The organism is Bradyrhizobium algeriense, assembly GCF_003062295.1.
In the GTDB taxonomy this organism is placed as follows: Bacteria; Pseudomonadota; Alphaproteobacteria; order Rhizobiales; family Xanthobacteraceae; genus Bradyrhizobium; species Bradyrhizobium algeriense.
In genome coordinates this window covers 447315-469417 of record NZ_PYCN01000003.1, presented here as the reverse complement: position 1 = coordinate 469417, position 22103 = coordinate 447315, and the positions used below count along the sequence as shown (strand labels likewise).

At 59.1% G+C, this 22103-nt stretch carries 16 protein-coding genes and 2 pseudogenes; 10 read left to right on the top strand and 8 right to left on the bottom strand.

Annotated elements, in window-relative coordinates; genetic code table 11:
* Positions 1–446: 446 nt before the first annotated feature.
* Together C7G61_RS09810 and C7G61_RS09800 are read left to right on the top strand one after the other, a co-directional pair.
* Positions 447–1901: an acetamidase/formamidase family protein gene (locus C7G61_RS09810; RefSeq protein WP_108513875.1), complete on the top strand. Its 1455-nt coding sequence runs from the start codon at positions 447–449 to the stop codon at positions 1899–1901.
* A 624-nt stretch (positions 1902–2525) separates the two neighbouring features.
* On the top strand, positions 2526–3377 hold the full coding sequence (locus tag C7G61_RS09800) for a DUF3800 domain-containing protein (protein WP_108513874.1): 852 nt from the start codon (positions 2526–2528) through the stop codon (positions 3375–3377).
* A gap of 317 nt (positions 3378–3694) precedes the next feature.
* Here the strand turns inward: C7G61_RS09800 and C7G61_RS09795 are convergent, their stop codons facing one another.
* Positions 3695–4564, bottom strand: coding sequence for an NmrA family NAD(P)-binding protein (locus tag C7G61_RS09795; protein WP_108514094.1), 870 nt, complete (start codon positions 4562–4564; stop codon positions 3695–3697).
* A 162-nt stretch (positions 4565–4726) separates the two neighbouring features.
* Positions 4727–5461 carry a DUF899 domain-containing protein gene (locus tag C7G61_RS09790; protein WP_108513873.1) on the bottom strand — a complete coding sequence of 245 codons (735 nt, stop codon included), beginning with the start codon at positions 5459–5461 and terminating at the stop codon, positions 4727–4729.
* 128 nt (positions 5462–5589) lie between these two features.
* On the opposite strand from C7G61_RS09790, the pseudogene C7G61_RS09785 reads away from it, so the two are divergent.
* Positions 5590–6000 (top strand): annotated as a pseudogene (locus tag C7G61_RS09785) (winged helix-turn-helix transcriptional regulator); the annotation flags it as partial.
* Between the two features lie 965 nt (positions 6001–6965).
* Here C7G61_RS09785 and C7G61_RS45950 read toward each other — a convergent pair.
* Positions 6966–7247 (bottom strand): annotated as a pseudogene (locus C7G61_RS45950) (amino acid ABC transporter substrate-binding protein); the annotation flags it as partial.
* 415 nt (positions 7248–7662) lie between these two features.
* On the opposite strand from C7G61_RS45950, the gene C7G61_RS09775 reads away from it, so the two are divergent.
* The 4 genes from C7G61_RS09775 (at position 7663) to C7G61_RS09760 (ending at position 13041) form a co-directional block, all read left to right on the top strand.
* The gene (locus C7G61_RS09775; protein WP_108513870.1) at positions 7663–8901 is read left to right on the top strand and encodes a hypothetical protein; all 1239 of its coding nucleotides are present in this window, start codon (positions 7663–7665) and stop codon (positions 8899–8901) included.
* Positions 8902–9168: 267 nt separating this feature from the next.
* Positions 9169–9690, top strand: a complete 522-nt coding sequence (locus C7G61_RS09770) for a hypothetical protein (RefSeq protein ID WP_244608220.1) — start codon at positions 9169–9171, stop codon at positions 9688–9690.
* A gap of 112 nt (positions 9691–9802) precedes the next feature.
* Positions 9803–11536: a type I secretion system permease/ATPase gene (locus C7G61_RS09765; protein ID WP_108513869.1), complete on the top strand. Its 1734-nt coding sequence runs from the start codon at positions 9803–9805 to the stop codon at positions 11534–11536.
* 194 nt (positions 11537–11730) lie between these two features.
* On the top strand, positions 11731–13041 hold the full coding sequence (locus tag C7G61_RS09760) for an HlyD family type I secretion periplasmic adaptor subunit (protein WP_244608219.1): 1311 nt from the start codon (positions 11731–11733) through the stop codon (positions 13039–13041).
* A gap of 32 nt (positions 13042–13073) precedes the next feature.
* Here the strand turns inward: C7G61_RS09760 and C7G61_RS09755 are convergent, their stop codons facing one another.
* The 4 genes from C7G61_RS09755 to C7G61_RS09735 all read right to left on the bottom strand — a co-directional run bounded on the left by C7G61_RS09755 (position 13074) and on the right by C7G61_RS09735 (position 19385).
* Positions 13074–13844, bottom strand: coding sequence for a response regulator transcription factor (locus C7G61_RS09755; RefSeq protein ID WP_244608218.1), 771 nt, complete (start codon positions 13842–13844; stop codon positions 13074–13076).
* Positions 13845–14044: 200 nt separating this feature from the next.
* Positions 14045–14653 (bottom strand): hypothetical protein, encoded by a 609-nt coding sequence (locus tag C7G61_RS45945; protein WP_244608217.1) that lies wholly within the window; start codon positions 14651–14653, stop codon positions 14045–14047.
* Positions 14654–15501: 848 nt separating this feature from the next.
* Positions 15502–16509 (bottom strand): hypothetical protein, encoded by a 1008-nt coding sequence (locus C7G61_RS09740; RefSeq protein ID WP_108513865.1) that lies wholly within the window; start codon positions 16507–16509, stop codon positions 15502–15504.
* 11 nt (positions 16510–16520) lie between these two features.
* Complete coding sequence (locus tag C7G61_RS09735) at positions 16521–19385, bottom strand: penicillin-binding protein 1A (protein WP_108513864.1); 2865 nt, start codon at positions 19383–19385, stop codon at positions 16521–16523.
* 147 nt (positions 19386–19532) lie between these two features.
* Here C7G61_RS09735 and C7G61_RS43860 point away from each other — a divergent pair, with 147 nt between their 5' ends.
* The 3 genes from C7G61_RS43860 to C7G61_RS09715 all read left to right on the top strand — a co-directional run bounded on the left by C7G61_RS43860 (position 19533) and on the right by C7G61_RS09715 (position 21833).
* Positions 19533–20111 carry a hypothetical protein gene (locus tag C7G61_RS43860; protein WP_145963591.1) on the top strand — a complete coding sequence of 193 codons (579 nt, stop codon included), beginning with the start codon at positions 19533–19535 and terminating at the stop codon, positions 20109–20111.
* Positions 20112–20490: 379 nt separating this feature from the next.
* Complete coding sequence (locus C7G61_RS09720) at positions 20491–21210, top strand: CapA family protein (protein ID WP_108513861.1); 720 nt, start codon at positions 20491–20493, stop codon at positions 21208–21210.
* Positions 21211–21500: 290 nt separating this feature from the next.
* A complete protein-coding gene (locus C7G61_RS09715) occupies positions 21501–21833 on the top strand; it encodes a hypothetical protein (RefSeq protein WP_145963590.1) in 333 nt (110 codons plus the stop codon).
* On the opposite strand, the gene C7G61_RS09710 is transcribed toward C7G61_RS09715, so the two are convergent.
* Positions 21823–22029, bottom strand: a complete 207-nt coding sequence (locus C7G61_RS09710) for a DUF2905 domain-containing protein (RefSeq protein WP_420836745.1) — start codon at positions 22027–22029, stop codon at positions 21823–21825. The genes C7G61_RS09715 and C7G61_RS09710 overlap by 11 nt on opposite strands.
* Positions 22030–22103 lie beyond the last annotated feature (74 nt).

Below are 22103 nucleotides of genomic sequence, written 5' to 3'. Positions count from 1 at the left end.
ACGTTCTATTGAGGCGTTTCCCGAACCATGCCGCTGGATTGCCGGTGAGGGCGGTAGTCAGACCAAACGGGATCGGTGATGCGCAACTCGCCACGTCGGCCTTCGATATGTCGACCTGCGCACCAGCGCTGCGTGTGCCTTCGGCGACTGCTTGCGCCATTTGCTCGATATGGCCATCGAGGAGCAGCTACCAGCGCCAAGAATTTATTGCGTGGCAATGGTGGACACCCTCGGCGCTCAAGCCGTGTCCACGTTTCTCAAAGTTTGAGCACGCAATGCTTAAGCAATAGGCGAGCGTCTATATATCCCTCGGCTTTGCCAGGCAGCGACGCGGCATTCGCGGTGCAGCAGTCGAACCGACATGACGCACAAGTTTGACTGTCCCGATGAACTGCGATGGGATTGAAGGCGCGCGTAAAATGCATGTTCAAACCAGGAGAGATCCGATGTGTGCGGGTGACGACAAGAACTGTCCGGAATTCGAATTGCATCACCGCAAGTTCAAGGAAACGCTCGATCGGGAACGCCGGTCGTTCTTGAGGTCCAGCTTCGCCGCGGCCGGAGGCGCGGCGGCGATGACCGCGGGCGGCATTTCTCTGGTGACGCCGCAGATGGCGGCTGCCGCCGAGCGGAACCAACAAACCAAGCGGTCCTATCACCATTTGCCGGCGAATGCCGACACGGTGCATTGGGGCTATTTCAGCAAGAAGTTGAAACCGCAGGTCGAGATTGATTCCGGCGACTTCATTACCATTGAAGCATTAACCCACCATGCCAACGACGACGCCGAGCGCATGGTGAAGGGCGATCCCGGCGCCGAAAGCGTGTTCCTGTGGACCAAGGAGAAGAAGGGCGTAAACCGACGCGGCGCAGGACCGATGGATGCCTCGCTGTTCGGGCGTGGCGCAGGCGAGGGCCTTGGCGTGCACATCTGCACCGGTCCGGTCTACGTACGCGGCGCCCAGGAGGGGGATGTGATCGAGTTGCGCATTATCGACGTCGCGCCGCGGCCTTGCGCCAATCCGCAATATCCCGGAAAGGCTTTCGGCAGCAACGCGGCCGCATGGTGGGGCTTTCACTACAAGGATCTGCTCACCGAGCCAAAGCCGCGCGAAGTGGTCACGATCTACGAAGTCGACGCCACCGGCGAGCGCAACTGGGCGAAAGCCGTGTATAATTTCCGATGGACTCCGCAGACGGATCCCTCCGGCGTCGTTCACAAAACCATCGACTATCCTGGCGTTCCAGTCGATCACTCTACGATCAAGGAAAACCATGGCATCTTGAAGAATGTGCGCATTCCGATACGCCCGCATTTCGGCGTGATAGGCTTGGCGCCCAAGGAGGCTGATATCGTCGACTCGATTCCGCCGAGCTATACCGGCGGCAACATCGATAACTGGCGGATAGGCAAGGGCGCCACGATGTATTATCCGGTTGCTGTCGAAGGTGGCCTGTTATCGGTTGGGGATTCACATGCTTCCCAGGGAGATTCCGAGCTGTGCGGTACGGCAATCGAATGCTCGCTGAACGGCACCTTCCAGATCATCCTGCACAAGAAAAACGATCTCGTCGGTACGGCTCTTGAAGCTCTGGACTACCCGATGCTGGAAACCAAGGACGAGTGGCTGGTGCACGGTTTCAGCTTCGCCAATTATCTTACCGAATTAGGAGACAAGGCACAGTCGGACATTTACTCGAAATCGTCGGTTGACCTTGCTTTGCGCGATGCATTCCGGAAAATGCGCAAATTCCTGATGACAACGAAGAAGCTGACCGAGGATGAGGCGATCTCTCTGATCACAATTGGCGTCGACTTCGGCATCACCCAGGTGGTTGATGGAAATTGGGGCGTTCACGCGGTTATCAAGAAGGATATATTCGCCGGCGGCGAGGCCTGATCCTTAACACCGACGCGGTCGGCTCTCGCAGGAGCTGGCCGCGCCGCGCCGCATTTCGGGTCAACCGTGTGGAGGTGCAAATCCGGATATCGAAACGCAGAGCAGCCTGACGGCTTCTTGCATGTCATCGCGGGCGCGCTTCCTCTTCCGCGATCCGCTGCCACAGCGCCCTGATCATATCTTTCATTCGCAGCGCGTCTTGCCAGCGATCCGACAATTCTGCGCCGTCAGGCCCGGTGCGACCGCGGCTTCCTGCAGGTCATTGTGGACAACCGAAGCTCTGCGAACTGAAAAGGTCGATCCATGTGCCCGACTCATCAAACGGTCGATTGGAGTTGGTTTGCCGATTGATAGAAGTCCAGGCCTGGTGACTTCTGCGTACTGTCGAAGTCACTCAATATTGAGGTGTTTCGTGACATACGCTGACGTTGGAGTACGCATGACCTCTTCAGTTCGCATTTGATCAACGCGGATTTCGTTGCTGAGTACGCGCGGACTATGTCTGCACTGGGCGATGGTATACTTTGCGTACCCAGTCCCCCGGTGCTACTGTGAGTAGCGTCTCGATGGCAGAGCTATTTTAAAGCCCTGTTGCCTCGGGACTGTTCCGAAGGCTGCCTTGGTATGATTACGGCCTATTTCGATGACAGCGGTACGCACGGCGAACGAGCCGATATTGTTTTAGTTGCGGGCATCTTTGGTACCGAGGCGCGCATGGACAATCTCGACCGCAATTGGAAGCGTCACCTGGATTCCCCGCTTTGCGGTCGCAAAGACCCAATCAAGCGATTCCACGCCTACGATTGCGATAACAGCGTCGGCGAATTTTTGCGCTGGACGCGCACGGAGACTGACTATTTCCGGCTGCAGCTACGAAATGCCATCATCGAATCCGACGTTGCCGCGTATGGACTTGCGTGCCGCAGGAAGGATTGGGAGGAAATAATCACTGGGGACCTTAGGAAAGTCTTGGGTACGCCCGAAGGCTTCTGCATAAACCAATGTTTTGTTCGGTCGGTGCGTTGGGTGAAGGCCAACACCTTCGATCCTCACATGACCTTCGTATTCGACCACCGGCCTGATGGTGTGCAAAGATACACGGGAGCTGTTTACGACGCTTTTGAGCTACACACCAAACCGCCCCCGCAGCTTACGGGCTACGCCTTCCTAAATTCTACCAAAGTGAGGCCGTTGCAGGCGGCCGATCTAGTGGCCTGGGAACTGTACAGGCATGCAAATTCCATCTTCAAGCATGGAGCCAATGTGCTCGCTCAGAAGGAGGTTCTACATCTCCAGCGCAACATGGATTTCGAAGCACAAATTACGGCGCGCGAAAACATCATCGAAATTCGCGACTTTTGGCTGAATCACTTCAAAGAAAATCCCGGCTATCTAGAGCAGTTCGCTAATCACTTTTCTTCTTTCGATCCGAGGTATCCGGACTACGAGAATCTTTCGGATAAACAATCTTCCTGAATAATGATTCGAAGTGTTCGCCACTCATCAACGCCAAGCTCCCGGGCGGTTTCAATGAACCGCTCGGATTGCTCTTTGTCGGTCGGCTTAGGCTTTGGTCTTGGCTTTTTTGGCGTGTCGGTTTTCGCCATACGGTGGCCCTCCGCTAATTAACTGTTCTGTACTTCAACCGCTTGCTCTTCACGCTTCAATGCGCGCTCGGCTCTGGCGCCTGCGGTTGGTACATGTGCACGACCAAAATTTCGAGGGCAGGGGAGACACGCGAGTGCTGACGAGCAGTCTCAGTTGTCGGACGTAGAAAGCGTCACCACAAAAGGTCATTGCCCGCTCTTCTCAACCGCCGCTCGATAGGCGGGGGCGAAGGTTTCTGCCGCGAACGTCTCCAAGGTGGTTTCAGTCGTGTTTCGTGGCGATCTGGTTTCCCTCGCCCAGACCCGACCTTCATTGAACCCCCGCGCAGTCACCATGACGGCGTCGGCAAGGCTTGGCGATGCCCCAGCGCCGATCATCCCGGCCCGGCCTTCCTCATAGGACAGCTGAAAATAGCGGGCATTGGGCAGACCGACGGAGGCACCAAGAATGCTCACCGCCTCTGCCATGCTATAGTCGCGGGGGCCGTGCAGCTCCTGCACGCGGGGGCCGACTTCCGCGGTAACAAGAATTTCGGCTGCGCGAACGCCGATATCTCTGGCTGCAATCATCGGCATCGGTTTACGGCCGGAAAACGCCCACCTGAAGTTACCGGTTTGCGCCATCTGCGGGATGCCCTGTAGCAAGTTCTCCATGAAGAAGGCGGCCCGCAAATGGACCAGCTCTCCGATACTCATGGCGTTGAGGCGCTGCTCCATCATTGCGGCGCCTTTCGCGCTGCCCACAGTCTCCTCACTCAGATGTGCGCTTAGACCGCTTAGCAGCACCACGCGTGGCACGCCGCTCGCCGCGACGGCTTGGGCTAGTGCGTCCCCAATCTCGGCTTCGCGGCGATGCAGATCGGGTGCGCCGAAATCGAACGGAATCATCAGATAGGCGCCGTGTGCGCCAGAAAAGGCTGCGTTGAGCTTCTCCCTGCGCTCGAACGGCATGCCCAAGCCGCGAGCGACAGGCCGGACCTGATGGCCAAGGCTTTCCAGTGTGCTGGCGACGACACGTCCGACGCTGCCGGTCGCGCCCACAACGACGAAAGTCATTTTCCTAGTATCCTTTGTCAAATCGACCTCCTTGGGTTCAGACTGAGATACACCCCGGCCTTGGTATCGCCATTGGACGCCTGCACGAGGCGTGAGGTGTAGGCGATCCCTTTGACCAGCAGCACGCGCCAGGCATAATGGCTTCCGCTGATCCAGAAGACTTCAAGCGCCGGCCCGGTTATTGGCGCCTTCATACGCGTCGTGACGCTTGATCCAGTCCACCATGTTGTGGTGAGGGCCATGCTCGTTTCGGCCCTTCGGCGTGAGGTCGAGATAGTTATAGGCGCCGATCAGCAGATCCCCGCCGCGGGCATAAGACGAGTATGTGTGATAGACCTTTCCGTCGTCGTCCTTGACGAACACGCTAATGCCGGGCACCTCGCCTTCGGTCTGCCGCTCCCGCTTCTCATAGTTGTAGTAACTCGGGCCATGCGTGAGATCGGCGGTTGTGAACGACACGCCAAAGTCATGGTTGAAGGTCGAGTCGAAGGACGAGACCCACTCGAACCTCCAGCCCATCCGGCGCTTGTAGGCCAGCAGCTTCTCGATGGGGGCGCGGGATATTGCGACCAGGGAAACATCGTGATGTCTCAAGTGCAGGTTCGCACCGTCGATATGGTCGGCGAGGAACGAGCAGGAGGCGCATCCCTCGTCCCATTCGGGCGCGAACATGAAATGATAGACGATGAGCTGCGATCGGCCGGCGAACAGATCCGCAAGACGTACGCGGCCGCTCGCGCGTTCGAACGCGTAAGGCGTCTCGATCTTTACCCATGGCAGGGCGCGCCGCTCGGCGCTGATCCGATCTCGGAGCCGTGAAAGCTCCTTCTCCTTCTCAAGCAGCGCCTTCCGAGCAGGCAACCAATCTGCGCGCGACACGATTGCTTCAGGTTTCATCGTCCGGGCTCCCAGTTCGCGGCGGGCGCAGGCGGCCGCCTTATGCTCTCGTTTAGAGACTGGTTGCATTATGCCGATACTGATGTCATAATGCAAGCAGTTTCGTTTTCACATTATTGGGGGAAGCAATGCGGGAAGATCAGCGATCGGCCTGTCCGATAAGCCTGGCGCTCGAGATGTTCGGAGATCGATGGTCGCTGCTGATCATTCGAGACATGATCTTTGCCGGTAAGCGTCACTTCAGAGAATTCCTGGCGTCGGACGAGAAGATCTCGACCAGAATCCTGAGCGACCGGCTTGCGTCGCTGGTCTCCCAGGGAGTCCTGACGAAGACCGACGACCCAACCCACAAGCAGAAGGCGATCTACAGACTGACAGAAAAGGGGATCGCGCTTTTGCCCGTCTTGGCTCAGATCGGCATTTGGGGACGGGAGTACTGCCCTGTCACGGATGGGAGCGCGGCCAATGCCGCTCGCCTAAAGAAGGGCGGTCCAGACTTATTGAAACGGATGATGATCGAATTGCGGAGAGTGCATTTGCAGGCCGGTTCATGAAGGCTTCCCTCAAACCCGGCTCCTAAGCGTACGATCGGAGGCTATATCGCAGGTCTGGGTGTTGTGTGGAAAGGCGATAGCGCTTCCCCGCTACCAACAGCCGCAGGCAAGAGAACCGATGCTGTCGCCAGCCAAAAGTTCACCTACGCTATCGTCGATCAGAGTGTAGCGGCACCGATGCACGTTGTGCGCGAGGCGTGTGCACGACGTGTGCACTGAGAATCCGAAAGCCCGATTTTCACTTCCAATCCGGACCTATATGATAGATCGGATAAAAATCGATCAAGGCAAATTAGTTGAAAAAGTCGAACTTGGTTCAACTACAAATTTGATTCAACCAAACGAATGCCCGACGGTGAAATGGTGCCGCTGATTTGCCCGACATGTCAAATGTGTTCGCGGGATCGCAAAAAACATCCATGTCAGCAAGCACTCGGCTACTGTGCATGGGGTTGTTTTCAATATTTTTAGTTGAGCGTGCTGCCGACCTCCACCGAGCACTCTGGATTTACGGGTTCACGCCCCGGTTGAAAAGAATTGAAAAATCATTAGCTCTACAGGCTCTCGCCGTCTGTCGGCCCAAAACAGCTTACGCGGTGCTACAGTATCCAATGAACACAATATGTTAGACCACCGATTTTCCGTCGCACCCATGATGGATTGGAGCGAGAGTTTAGGTTTTTCAAATAGTTGGAAGGCGGCGTGTGCACGATGTGTGCACCGAGAGATCAAAGAAAATCTAGCAACAACCAACGTGAGCAGGCTGAACTGAGCAGGCCGCGGCGTCAGCGGTGGGCCGATGTTTCGGGAGCGGAGTGATCTCGTTCGGCAAGCCGACATTTGCGCCGAGCCTGCGCGGAGGCTTAATTCGCGGAATGTTGCATCTGGAATACTCGCCAATAGGTGAGGGAGTCTTGCGCGGAACCGCCATACGGTCCGTTCAGCGCTCGATCCGGGCTGTTAGAGAGATGCGCAAACGCGTTGCGCAGGATAGATGACGTCGGCGTGTTAAAATTGAGCTGGTTGGGCGGGACGGGCGATTCGAACCACATCCTGTTGATCGCCTCGATCTCCGGGCTTCGGTATAGATCCGCGGATGCTCGATTGGCTATGGCCTTGAACGGCGCATCGTCCCTGCGCAGCATGATCCCGTAGGGTTCGGCCTTCGAAAAAGTCTCGTCGCTGATGATGCAGGCAGATGGATCCTTCGATCTCGCGATCGCGACGGCGAGGCAGCGATATGCCATGCGCTCGCGACGTGGTAGCGCACTGTTGGGCCGCGCAGCTACTCGCATGTGGAGCTTCCGCCGGCCCTATGAGTCGGTGAACTGGATTCATCGGCTAGTGCGTAAAGTCGTTCGTGCTCCTCGCTTCCTTGCGAACGACCTTCAGCCTCTCGAACGCACAAAGTATCTTGGTACGTCTCGCCGGGCGACACAATCCACTTCCTCCCGCGAAGGTGTCCAGGATTCACGGCAAGGCACCACTACCCACGCCCGAACGGGCGTAACCGATATCATGTCAACCATCCGAACGTTTGCGATCCGAATTGACGACTCGGCTTTTGGCTTGCCGCGGTGACATTCTTTCTTGAGTTCGGGAGCGTCCGTCCAGTCGGCGCGAAGCGATTTCGGTAGGGCAGCAGCCATGGGTGTTCGGAGCGTATCGGACGGCGGTGACCTCGGCATCAAGTATCCGCTCGGGTACGATGCACCAGGCTCGTGGTGGCTTTCCGCGAATTCGTGGCCAAACTTCCCGAGCCACACGGGAGACAGCAGCGCCGGCAATGGCGGCAACGGCTATTTTGCCGGGAGCCTGATCGGTAAGAGCTACGCTGCTTTCCAGCCGCTCAACGTGGCACAGGCCGGCTCTCATGCGACAGCCGACGCCTATCAGACGAACATTGCGTATTTTGATCAGTCCGCGACCCAGATCGCCGGAATTGGTGGTGATGGCGGCAATTGGAATGCCGCACTAGGCGGAAAGGTCGGCGCGTTCGGGTCTGCCGGCTCTGGCGCGATCACCACCGGTGACAACAGCGCCGGTAATGGTGGCGATGGCTACTTCTTCGGAGCAATGGTGCATGCTCCCGTCGCGGTCTATGCCCCGATCAACATTGCGGTGGCGGGATACAATTCCATTGCCCACGCCGATCAGACGAACGATGTTGTGTTCGATCAATCCGCGTTTCAGATGGCCGGCGTCGGGGGCGATGGCGGAAACGGCAATGCCGCGATTGGCGGAAATGTGTCTGTCTCCGGAACTAACCACGGGCCCCACCAAACCATCGGCGGGTTAAGCGTGGCGTCCGACCACGGCGGGATTGGCTCCAATGCGATCGCCAGCGGGGATAACCACGCCGGCAACGGCGGAGACGGATACTTTTATGGGGGCATCGTTCACGCGTCCTTTGCGTTATACTATCCGATCAACATCGCGGTGGCGGGATACAATTCCAGTGCCCACGCTGATCAGACGAACAATGTGGTGTTCGATCAATCCGCATTTCAGATGGCCGGCGTCGGGGGTGATGGTGGGAACGGCAATGCCGCGACTGGGGGAACTGCGGACATTTTCTCATCCATCTTCGACTTGATCGGCTCTGACGTCATCGCAACCGACAACAACGGCGCCGGCAACGGCGGCAACGGCCATTTCTCGGGAAGCATGGTCGACATCGACGTGGCGATCTACGCCCCGATCAACATTGCGGTCGCCGGCTACAATTCAACAGCCGATGCTCATCAGAGCAACAACGTCGTGTTCGATCAGAGCGCGATCCAGATTTCCGGAATCGGTGGTGACGGCGGCCACGGCAACACTGCGTTGGGCGGCGATTTCGCCATGCACCTGTTGTCGGACCTTCACTTGCTGGATCATGCCTAGAGTTTTCCGTTCGATCGAATCGAAACGGGGCTTCGGGCTTTTGATTTGACGCGTCTTCCTGGCGCGAACCTCTCCGCTTCACTTGAAGATGCTCGAGCGGCATTGGAGCTGCCCGTATCCCGGTGGCGAGAGGGTAGCATTTCGGGCGTACACCTTCGCTTCGGATGGCACCAGCATTGGCGGCTAGACCGATCCGGTGTCCAAATCCAAGATCGTTGCTGTCCACATTGGGACGCACAGTGTGCAAACCACGTCAGGGAGACTCAGATGGCAAAGGCACCATTTCCTTCAGACACGATCATGTTCAAGGCATCGACCGGCGGCAACAGCGCAGGTAACGGTGGAGACGGTTACAACGAGGGCAATATCATCAGCAACCCGAGTATCAAGTTCGAGCCGACCAACAAGGCGGAAGGCGCCGACGTCCACGTCAAAAACGGCGATGACGTTTACCAGAAGGCATACTGGGACGCCGGGGGCGCGAATGCGAAGGCGGAGAAGTTTTCCAAGGCAGAGGGCGGAAAGGCCGTGTCGAATGGCGACCAGGAATCGGAGAGCGGCCATAACAAATCCGACGTGGATGCCAACACGACGGCCTATCAGGAAAACTGGCTCGCTGCGGACCAAAGTCAGACTGTGATGGCCGGCGTCGGTGGCGACGGCGGAAACAACAACAAGGCGGAAGGCGGAGATATTTACTTCAAGGCCAGCATCGAATCCGCGAACTTGAACGATGTGCTTAACGATTCCAAGTACTTCCATATCGACGATTCAGGCATGTTCAGCTGATCGATGCCTGTGAGGGGTGAGACCGGCGGCGAAATGCCGCCGGTTCTCAATTCGTCGCGGGGTCGACGAGGAACGGGCGGAAGGTTCGGACTTCAGATCTGGCGGGACCGCAATGCTGATGCCACCGCTCCGGCTGCAGACGATGCCACCACCGCGGACGCCGTTGAAGTCGGCGTTGTGGGCCTGTGCAGGGTCGCTCGGACTCGTTTTCGCGTATAGCTGCAGCTACAATCTCCTTCTTCTCGCGCCTTCCATCTATCTGCTTCAGATCTATGATCGCGTGCTGTCGAGCCGCAGCGGCGATACGCTCCTGATGCTGACTCTCATCGTTGCGTTTGCCGTCGTGGTTGGCGGAGTGCTTGATGCACTGCGCCGCGCTGCATTGGGCCGGATGGGCGAGTGGCTTGAAGAAGAACTCCATCCGGCAGCGCTCTCCGCGTGCTTCAAATGCGCCCATGCCGATCGGGCGCGGGCATCGGAGGCATATCGCGATCTTGCGATCCTGCGTCAGTTCGCTCAGTCCGGAGCCTGCTCGACCTTGTTTGACGCGCTCTGGACACCGCTCTTCCTCGGCGTTCTCTTCCTCGTGCATCCCTTGCTCGGAATGATAGGCGCGCTCAGCGTGCTTTTCCTGCTGGGTCTGGGGCTTGTCGAAGACTGGCTCACGGAAGCACCGCTGGCGCGGTCAGCCGGCGCGCTGACGAGGAGCCAGGGATGGTTCGGCATGGCCGTCGGAAACCTCCACGTGATCAGGGCGATGGGAATGCTCGACGGCGCCGCTCGCCTGATCCGCCAGGCTGCGCAGGATGCCAGGAGTGAGCAAGAGGTGGTCCAACGCCGCCACGAAACCATCACGATGATCTCTAAACCCGTGCGGGCGCTGGCGCAGGTACTGATCATGGGCACTGCCGCCTGGCTCGTCCTGGAACAAAGCAGAAGTCCCGCTATCATATTTGCCACGACCCTGTTGTTCGGACGCGCGCTCGCGCCCGTTGAAGGGGCAGTTGCAGGCTGGAAGGCATTCGCGATGGCCTTGGCCGCCTACCGCCGGCTCAACGACATCATGTCCGCTGTCACCACGGTTGCAAACGTCAGGGTTCTCCCGGAGAGCCCGAAGGGCGGCCTCATCGTCAACAATGTTGGCGTCGCCGTGCCGGGATCGGACCATTGGATGCTGAAGGATGTGTCATTCAGTCTCGCACCCGGTGAATGCCTGGGCATCATTGGTCCATCAGGCTCCGGCAAATCCACGCTCGGCAGGATCATCACTGGAATCTCCGCACCGACCGCAGGCTCGGTCCTGCTCGATGGCATCGACATTCTAGCCCTGCACGATTCGGGCGGCGGCGGGCGCCTCGGATATATGCCGCAGGATATCGATCTCTTCGGAGAAACGGTAAGGGACATCATTGCACGGCTGGACGACGGCGATCTGCAGAAGGTCATTGAGGCAGCAAAGCTGGCCGGCCTTCACGAGACGATCATCCGGCTGCCGCAGGCGTACGATACCGTCGTCAATGCTGGAGCGGCCAATCTCCCGCGTGGGTTTCGCCAGCGCCTCGGCCTTGCACGGGCGTTTTTTGGCGACCCGCACCTCGTGGTCCTCGACGAGCCGAACTCCAGCCTGGACGCTCTCGGCGAGCGGATGCTCTTCGATGCGATTGAACGGATGAAGGCGGCCAATACAACTGTCATCATCATCACCCACCGGATAGGGATCCTCGGCGCAACGAACAAGCTTGCCATCATGCAGGGTGGTGCGGTCAGCGCATTCGGTGACAGCAGGGAAGTTTTCGAAAGGTGTGTGGCAAGACCCCAAGTTACTTCGCGCGAGCCTGTCTCATGAAGATTTCATTCGCTCACGTCGACGTCCGGGAGGTTCCGCGGTGGCTGAGATCGGCGGCGCCAGAGCTCCGTGACCGGCTTCGCCGTGTCAGCTGGATCAGCATTAAGCGTTTTCACCGTAGCTTGACCCGACGGGGATGGGCTCGTCTGAAAATTGCATTCGCTCAGGTCGAGATTTGGGAGGTCCCACGGTGGTTGAGATCGGCGCCGCCGGCGCTCCGCGACCGACTTCGCGGCGTCACCTGGACTGGAAACCTGCTGGTTTGGGGTTTTGTCGTTGGTCTCGGCACCTGGTCAACCTATGCCCCCCTTGAGAGCGCCGCGATTGCGATCGGCACCGTCGAATCCGAGTCGAGCCGCAAGACGATTCAGCACCTCGAGGGTGGCATCATCAGGGAAATTCTGGTCGCGGACGGCGACGTTGTCCGCGCCGGACAAACGCTGATCTCGCTGGAGGACACCAAGGCGCGCGCCGAAGCGCAGGGCCTCCAAGGCCAGTTGTGGGAGGCGACGGCACGAGAAGCACGGCTGCAGGCGGAACAGCATGGAGAGGAACAAGTGTTGTTTTCGGCCAGCTTGGAGATGGCGCAGTATGCTAGTTCGTCGGTCGCAGATGTCCTTGCGGGGCAGCAAGCCATCTTCGAAACGCGTCGGCAGGTCTTTCAATCGCAAGCGGCCGTAAATCGGGAGAAAAGGTCGCAGGTGGAGAAAGAGATCGAGGGCCTCAGGGCGCAGGAAAGCGCGGCCTCAAGGCGCATCGAAATCGTCCGCGAGGAGGCGGCGACCGTCGCGATGCTCGTTAACAAGGGACTTGAGCGGCGTCCGCGCCTTCTGAACCTCGAGCGGGAGATGGCTGACATCGAGGGGCGGCGGGGTGAGATTGTCGCGCAGATATCGCGCGCCGGGCAGGTTATCAACGAATCGCAGGCGACTCTTCTCAAGCTCGAGAACGACCGTCAGAACGAGATCGCGCAGTCGCTGCGCGAGGTGCAAAACCAGATTTTTCAAGTACGCGAGCGACTGCAGGCGGCGGACGACCAACTGTCCCGAACGGCGGTCAAGGCGCCCCAGGACGGCGTGGTAACCGACCTGAAGGTCCATACCCCAGGCGGCGTCATTGGCGCCGGCGCACCTCTTATGGATCTGGTTCCCCGGCAGGATCGGCTCATCGTGATTGCGCGCGTCAGGCCCGAGGACATCGATGTGGTCCGTCCCGGACTGAGCGCAGATGTGAATCTCCTGCCCTACAATCAGCGCCGCGTGCCACGGCTCCATGGGACTGTGACGCACGTTTCTGCCGACCGTCTGGTCGACAAGCGCACGGATCAGCCCTACTACGCAACGAAGATTCGAGTTCAGGATCCGGCAGGCGCGGGGATCGATGGTGTCCAGATTATTCCGGGAATGCCGGCCCAGGTGTTCATCAAGACGGGTCGCGGCACCGTGGCGCTCTACGCTCTCAGGCCTCTGCTCGACAGCTTCCACGGCGCGTTCCGCGAGGATTAAGCTGCGACCAGAACCGCGAGCTCAGGCGGCTCTCATGACCGCACGCGTGAGGGCTGCGCGTGACCGTTAGGTCGCCGGCTCCAGCGAATGACCGCCTCGGTGCGGTTATGCGCGGAGCATTTTCGCATGATGCGTTGAATGTGCATTTTTACGGTGTTTTCCGAAAGGTTGAGCCTGACGGCAATCAACTTGTTGGGAAGGCCGAGCTGCAGCGCCTCGAGCACATGTTGTTCGCGTGGCGTAAGGTCGACCATCGCCTTCTCCGGCACAATCCTGGTGGTGCCGTTACCCTCGTTAGCTCCGAATAGCTCGGGCGCGTCGGGGCATTCCGATATCGCCTTGAGGCTCGACGCTCCATTTTGCCCAACGATCGGTAACGGTCGGTAGACCCCACCGGCAAGGACAAGCCGTAACCCGGCAACAGCGACTTCGACCGGGATCGATGTCGGGAAAAAGCCGCGCACTCCCCGTTGCATCGCAGCTGAAGCTGTCGCATCGTCGTTGCGATTTGACAACACGGCAACAGACGCTTTCGGGCAGGATTCTGCGAGGAGGGCAAGGCTTTCCTCGATCGAAGGGTCGGTGATCTGCTTGTCCCCGATATTCAGCGCAATCAAGCGGATATCTCTGCCGGACAATGAGTTCAGGCCACTCGTCGTTGCCATCTCGACGATCTCGAATCCAGTGAGTTCTCTCTTGAGGATATTGAGGATGCACGTACGCGCCAGGACATGTTGTTCGATGATCACGAGCACCGGCGGTGACCCATGGGTTAGTTCGGCGAGATTAATGAGATCGTCCATGATATCCTCGAGTTCAGAGAAACGCTGAGTACTCCACCAGTTTTGATTTCCATTTTCCATGGAGCAAGTCTGCCCCACACACTCTGCAGCGAATTGCTGCTGATCGCGACGTGCTTCCGACTTTCAAGTTCGTCAGGAACGTCGTCAGGGACCTTCTGGTCCGTTGCAACAGATCTTGGCAGCGGTTCCGTTGTTCCGGGCTAGCTGCTGCAAATATTGCGATACGCGCTCGCCGCCGCCGAATTCGCGGGACCATCGACGACGTATGCTTCATCTTCCGTCACGAGATATAGAAACGGCCTATCTCCAGTATCTTCGCCCGACGCTTTCTTTCCTTTGACACGGCCGCAAATGGTGTCGACGGATTTTCCGAGCGTATTTTTGCGGATGGCCCGTTTCATCTCACCGAACTCGGCAGATGTCGGGTCCTCCAACTTCGCAGCAATCGTGGTCTTCGCCTTGCTAATGACCGGATCGGACGTCTCAGCGGGCCGACCAGATGCCGGAGCCTCGACTTTCGCTTCGATCATGGCGGACTTCGCCTTTTTCTCAGCGGGTTGGGGCCTGTCGCGGACGTCGGCAATCGACGGCTTTTCCGTCTTCGTCGCGATCGTGGACTTGACTTTTGTTGTCGCGGAACTGGTCCTGGATGACGCTGGCGCCGGTTCAATCGACCGACTGACCGCCATCCCGTTGAGACAGCCGGACCCGCTCGCGTCCATGCACGCGTCCATGCTCGCTTGCGGCGGTAAAAGGCAGCTACAGCCAACCAGGGTCGCAGCCAGAACACCAATGAGAAGCGTTCTCATGCTAATCCCTCATGAGGGGCCTGAGTTCTGCTCGCACTTCTTGCGACGATCTAATGTTGCGCTGGTTGTCTATCATTTGCGCAAAAGTATTAACTGCTCCTTAAACGCCCGTCCTTCGCCGCAGCAAGCTCTTGCATCGTTATGCCGGCACATCATAGTTCACGGTAGGTGAGCACTTTTCGTGGCGGATCGGGCCACGCTGCTCAACAGGTCGATATCCGTTCCACCGTTAGCGATATTATCACGGCCTTGCGGGACATCATTGCGACTGCCACCCTGCGAATGGCGCACGATAGCGTTTGCTCGCGATCACTGAGACATCTGGGAGCGCGCGTCGCTGAAGAACTCTCGGATCGCAGGGGGTGATCGGGTTCGGCTGTTGCTCGCCAGCCGCCATATGTCGCTGTCGGTGAGTTGCGGCACGTCTACCTTTCACAATTCGCGGCGGCTGCGCTCTATGCTGGCGCGTGGGAACGCGCACTATCGCTCCGACCGAAAACGCAACTGCATTTTGCCGCTAACCGGAAGTCACCAATCTTCTTGCGTTCATGGTTGGGGGGCGGACGGAAGCGGCCTGCTCACTCCATCGGTCGTGACCATGCTTCCAGGATTTTGGCTCGTTCTCCAAGCGCCGGACGCAGACGGATCAAAAATTGAGCTGGATCAGTCCGAACGCTCCATGCGCGACCTTTCCCGTTCCGCCGACTGATCTTGCAAGCGGTGGTGGGCAGGAGTCTTGCCCCTGGCTCGGTGACTGTTTGCCAGTTCGCGGGTTTCTTAGACGCCCGTCGACTGCAAACGCGATTTGTCCATCTACCGGCGTCCATTCGCCGCCGCACACGCTCTGCTCATTCCCGCTCCATCAGTTCGGCGATTGCCTTGATGCGGCTTCTGGCGTATTTCGGCAGGCCGGCGCTCAGCGAATCGCCGCTGTTGAAGGAGCTGTTGCCCATGAGCAGTTGCGCGGGCACGAGGTTTCGCAGAATGGGTGTTTTGCTGTGTTCCCTTTGCTTGTTCAGCACGTCGTTCCTGACCGCAATCACGATGTAGACCGTCGCGATGGCGGCTTCCCGCTCGCTCGGATGCTGTTGCAGAACCGCTAGCAGCTTGCCGAACTGGATGACCTGGTTCACCCAAAAGATGTTCTGCTCGAGCCCGCTGGTGACCGTGGAGTCGAGCCCTGTCAGGCTCGGCAGCTCGGCAAGGTGAGGCTGCCTGACCAGCATCATCTCACTCTGAAACTCGATGAAATCCGGAATCGGCTTTTTGCTCTCCTCGCGCAACTTGTTGGCAAGCTGAATGCCCGCCGGAATTTTCCCCTCGAACATGTAGCGGGACTGTACGCAGATCGCCTTCGCGTCCTCGCACCAGTGGCGATTCGGCGGACGGTTGAGCGCGGCGCCGGTGTCCTTGTTGGGAACAGCATCGCCCGCCGTGATCGGCCGGTGCTTGACTGCCGGATCGATCTGCTCGAGGAACGCGACGTTTGCATATCTTGACAGATCCAATGCCGCTGCCGGTCTTGTAAGTCGAAACCGCGCCTCCGCCTGGTAGATCGAGAGCTTCAGCTTGGTTTGTTGGTTGAGCGTGGGCTCAACGAAGCTCGGGAAGAGCGAGAGGAAGCGCTGCTGAACCGGACGTGAGCGGGCCCAATCGTCGAATGGAATGAGCCCGGTCGAGGTATCGGCGAGCTTGTCGTTGCGTTGGTCGGCGAAGATGACCGTGCGCGGTTTGATCTGTGCGATTGGAACGCTGGCGACTGCGGGCACGTCCTCCACCTGGAATTCCTGCGCGGCCGCGCCCGTGCAGGTGGCCAACCAGGCGGCGATGAGGACAGCGGCACGGTGGAGGCTCATGGCGTCAATGCTCAGTTCAGCCGCCGCCAGAAATAATCGGGATCGACTCGGAGCGGCGGTCGCGGGAGGCGGTCCTCGTCATCGGGATATCCGCGCCAGGAGGGATATTCGCGCGGACCAAGACGCCAGTTCGGGAATGGAAAGGGCGGCCGGATATCGCCGTAAAGGCGGTTATCGTGGGACCACTGCTGGAATGGCCCGTCGTCTTCGTCATAACCGCCGCGATGGGCGTAGCGTTCTGCGCGCGAGACGATCCGAAATTGCGTATCATCGATTCTGCCCGCCGGATCCCTCTTGAGGTACTCGGTGAAAGCGCGCCCGGAGCCGGCCGGCGCAGGATCCCCGGTATGGGGATCGATCGACAGAGCAACGAGCTGATGCATGGCTTCACGCGAAGGGCCCTTCAACGCCGTCCTGGGAGCGTGCAGCTCCCAGGCCGCCTGCACGATCGGCTCGAACATCGGCAGCGCCACTTTCCCTCCGGTCTGGCCGGGCCCAAGGGTGCGGCGCGTGCCATCGTTGTTGTCGTAGCCGACCCAGATGGCGATGGTGACGTCATTTGTGAAACCGACGAACCAGGCATCGGCCGAATTATCAGTGGTACCGGTCTTGCCGCCGACATAGGGCGAGAGATGCTTCACCACGCGTGCGGTTCCGCGCGCGAGCACGCCCTGCAGCATTGATTTCAACTGGTAAAACGATGCGCGGTCGGCGAAGCCGATCCAGGACACCGCATGCGGATCGTGGCGGTAGATTGCGCGGCCGTCCTGTTCGATCGTTTCGATCGCATGGGGCTGGGGCCGTGCGCCTTCGTTGGCGATCGCTGCATAGAACGCCGCAAGGTCGATGAGCCGCACCGTTTGGGCACCGAGCACGAACGGGTAGTAGCGCATGCAGTCCTTGTAGAGCTGCGCTTCCATCGCGATCTCGCAGACCCGGTCGAGGCCTCGCTCGGCGCTGACGTCGAGACCGGTCGCCAGCAGTTGCGCGGTGGCGAGATTCCGGGAGTTTTCCAGCGCACGCCGCAGTGTAATGGCGCCCGAAGCGCCGCCCTCGTAGTTCTTCGGCGACCAGAAACCGCGCTGGCGCGCGTGGACCGTCGCCCCGATCGGTGCCAGCGTAATCGGTTCGTCCATCACCAGCGTGTTAGGCTGCAATCCCTTCCGAAGGGCGGCGAGGTAGGTCAGCGGCTTCAAGGTGGAGCCGGGTTGCCGCAGGCTCTGGACCACGCGGTTGAGCTGGCTTGCCGGATACGAAAAGCCACCCGCCATCGCCAGAATGCGGCCGGTTTCGTTCTCGAGTACGAGCGCCGCTCCCTGCACGGTCGGTCGAATGCGCAGATCGGCACGCGCCGCTTGCTTACCACTGGCTTTGCGCACCTGCACGTAGACCACGTCGTACGGCTTGAGACCGCGCCGGATCGCAGTGCTCCAGGTGTTCAGCGGCAGGATGCTTCCATCGGTCAGACCGACGTTGATCGCATGGCCGCTCTTGCCACGCGTACTCTCCAGGATGACCGCCGATTCCCAGTGAACGTCATAGAGAGGTAGCCGCGTCGTCTTCAACGCCACCAGCCAAGCCGGCTCCGTGGCCCTCAGATCAGCCGCTCTGAGACGGACAGCATCGGAAATGTTCGCCTCGGGTCCCTCAAATTTGTAACGATTGGTGTTCAGCTCGTACCGCGCGAGGCCCTCCTGCAATGTCGCTTCGACTATGCGCTGCAAGGCAGAGTTGACGGTCGAACGCACCGTGTAGGAGGAACTGGTGAGAGTATCGAGGCCCGCGACCAGCTTTGCCTCGCGGCCGATGTGATCGACGAAGTGAAAGGCGAAGTCCCGTCGCGTCGGCCGGTACTCGACGAGCTGCGGCAATACTGCTCGCGCCGCGGCGGCGTCGATCATGGCGTCATCCTGCATGCGGCCCAGCACGTAGGCAAGGCGCTCGCGCGCGCGCTCAGGGTGGTGGTCGGGATTGAAGTAGTTAGGTCCCTTGGCGAGCCCGGCGAGCAGCGCGCCCTCGACTGCGGAGAGCGCCTTGGCTGGTTTGCCGAAATAGCTGCGCGCCGCCATCTCGATGCCCCAGGCTCCGCGACCGAGATAAATCGAGTTGAGATAGAGTTCGAGGATTTCCGCCTTGGTCAGGGCGCGCTCCATCCGCGAGGCAACGATCATCTCGCGCAGTTTTCTTTCGTAAGTGATGTCGTTGCCCACCAGCAGGTTCTTGGCGACCTGCTGCGTGATGGTCGAGCCGCCCTGCGGCCGGCTCGGCTGCGTGAAGTTGCCGATGAAGGCGCGGACCAGTCCGCGCTCGTCAATGCCGGCGTGTTGGAAGAAACGCTTGTCCTCGGCGGCGATGAAAGCGTTGCGCACCGCTTCTGGGATATCCGCAAGCTTGACCCAGATGCGGCGATTGTTCGGCGCGTAAATCTCGGCAACGCGCTCGGTCTTGTTGTCGAGGACTACGCTCATGCCAGGAAGCCTGAGGTGCTTAAGCTGCACGGCGTCGGGCAGATCCTTGACCGCGCTGTTGTAGAAAGCGATGACCTGACCAAGATCGACCGGAGATCCTTCCACTTTTTCGACCTTGCAGAACTGCCTGTAGGCCAGGTGGAGGTCGGCCAGATTCAGGCCTTTGAGTGCCTTGATCTCGCTGCTCAACGCCTCCTTGTCATCCATGGCAGTGGCAATCAGATCGTCCAGGTTGATGTCCTCGATGTCGAAAGCCTTGCGCATGTGGGCGCAGCCGGCATTCAAAAGCTGCGCCACCTCGAAGCGGTCGCGCACCGCATCGAACTCCGTCTTGACCCCCTCCGGCCGGGTAGTGACCTGGCTGAAGGCAAGCGCCGTGGCGAAGATCTTGATGAGAATCGAGTCCATGACCTGCCGCCGGTCGAAAAAGCCGCTCCTGTAAGGTCCCGTTTTTCTAGAACACTAAACAAGGCTGTACTGAGGAAAAAGTTCCCTAGCCCCGGAACCAACGCTGCGGCCGGTGCGTTTTAGAGACACCGCATTGGCAGTGCACTCATGAATGCCCGTCTCCCAGTCGTGCTTGCCGCGGCGCTTCTCAGCGCCGCCATCGCCACGATGCCTGCGGATGCTGCTCCTCGAAAAAAGAAAACCCGGGCTCTTGCCGCGGTCCCGCCTGCAGCTAACGTCGCCCAGCCACCCACGGACAGATTTTTGGCCTGCGACGTCCGGGTGCGAGACTATCTTCGCGAAGGCGGAGCCGCGATACGGGTCACCAAGATCGAAGTGGATGATGCCCGACTGCAGTTGAACATTCATCATGAGTACGGAGAGGCGGGAAAGTCGTCTCGAAAACATCTGCGCGGGGACAGCGAAGAAGAAATGCGCAAAAATCTGCGCGGAATATTGGATGAATTCGCGGCGGCTGCGAAGGCCGCAGCAGCTGGTCGCGCTTGGTATGTGATCGCTGCTCGCAAGGTCATGCCGGACCTCCGCGACAATTCGGGCGAGACCACGAGTCCGTGGACGGCCATTGTTCTCGCGGATTTCGAAGGAAAATGCAGACCGATCACGTTCTATCAGTCTGTCGACCGGAACAAGCTCAATCCTGAACTGAGCAAGAAATTGGATGAGTGAAGTGTTGCACTAGTGATTTGCAGTCGTAGCGACCGCGCCCGGATGCCATGAGAGGCGCGGCGAGGATGCTTAACTCAAGATAGCGCCAAGTTGGCAGTTTTGTGTGCCGTCGCCGGTGAGCTTGCAGTATTGGCGGCAAGGCTCGGCTTTTCGTCGCCTTTAGGGCAGGTTTGGGCAGCCGTTTTGAAACGCTTTGGAACGCAATAAGGCATTTGCTGCCCAAACTTTTCTTTAGCTCACTGAAATCACTCACTTCTGCCCGGGTGTCGGCGCGACCTGCGGAGCGGTATCGCAGCCGAAAAGCCCTGTGAAAACCGCGATTTCGCGTCGCCGACGACCGCTGCTTCTGACGGGAGTAATCAAGCATTGAACTACGAATCTGAGCGGTCGGCGTTCGAATCCCTTTGGGCGCCAGTCTCCGCCCGGATGGCCTTCTCGTGTCGGCGCTTCATTTGATGGTGATATTCGACTAGCGCCTGACCGCGCAGGCGGCAGACAAGCGCATCAAGTTTCGAGCGGCATTCCCCCCGACTGGGCGGCAACAGCCCATACACCCGGTATCAATTTGTTGTCCGGGGTGTCCGAACAGGACGCTTCGAGGGTTGCCAATCAAATCGCCGCGCTGAAGCGCCCGAACGATCTTGTCGTCGTTTCAATTCATTGGGGATCCAATTGGGGATTTCATGTTCCAGATGGACAGATGGCCTTCGCTCGAACTCTCATCGACGAAGCAGGGGTATCTGTGGTTCACGGGCATTCTTCGCATCACCCGAGAGCCATCGAAATCTATCGCAATCGTCTCATTCTCTATGGCTGCGGCGATTTTCTGAACGATTATGAGGGCATTCGTGGCTACGAGCGGTACCGTGACGATCTGGCGCTGATGTATTTTGCGGACCTGGAACGAACCAGCGGAAGCCTCCGCGCACTGAACCTGGTTCCCCTGCGGATCAGGAACTTTCGATTATCCTATCCGTCGCGCCAGGACATGGAATGGCTACAACAGACGCTCGATCGGCAATGTCAGCGGTTCAGAACAAGGGTTATGTTCGATTCTGACAGACAGCTTGTGGTGACCCACTCGACACCAGCGACCTGACCCTCCAGTAGGATAAAGGCCAGCGAACAAATGACGACCGGCCGAAGGTCTTCTGTGAAAGCAAGGCAGCGCGGTCGGCACGCCACACGGCTAACCGGTTTCAACCGATGCCGATGAAACGCTACGCGCGCCTCAAGGAGGCGGAGTTCCGTCCTTCCGCAAGGTGCGGCCATGGTCGTGACAGCAAGTCTCCGAGCTTTCATTGCCCGGAATAATGAGCGATAATCAGCAAGCCGGTCGCGGCGGGTGCCCAGCAGGACGGAATCGGTGCACTAAGATGGTAGAGGCCGATGCGTGAGCGGATGTACAGTCCAGACAGCGATATCGATGCCAAAAGAGCAACCGCTCGTTTGCCCGGCCTCGACATCGACATCATTCACCGGCAATCGCCGAATGGTGATTGGGAGCAGATGTCAATCAACCTGCGGGCAACACCGTCCTTCGAAGCGCTCGGGTCCGCGTTCGAGGCAGCTAACCCTTTCTCGTTTTGGGTGCAGGCCACACGACTGATGTGGACGCCGTGGCTGCTCACGGCGCAGACGATGATGCTGCCGGCAGGCCGGCCGCGAACGCTGCCGAGCGCCGTCCATCCCGAGCAAGAGGCGCCGACGGCTAACGGTTAGCGAGCCAAAGGATCAGGGAAAGGATCACGCTAACCAGCAGCGATGTTGCGAGCGGGATATAAACGCGGAAGTTGTCGCGCTCGATGACGATGTCGCCGGGCAGGCGGCCCAAGCCGATCTTGCTGATCACTGGCCATAGCAGCCCAAGCGCAACGAGCGACAAGCCGAAGATGATGAGCAGACGCGAGATCGACATTGCGCCGAGCCTATGATCACAGTGGGCGAGCCGATTGAGGGAGAGCGAGCGGGACCTGGCGTGCTGCTGCGACC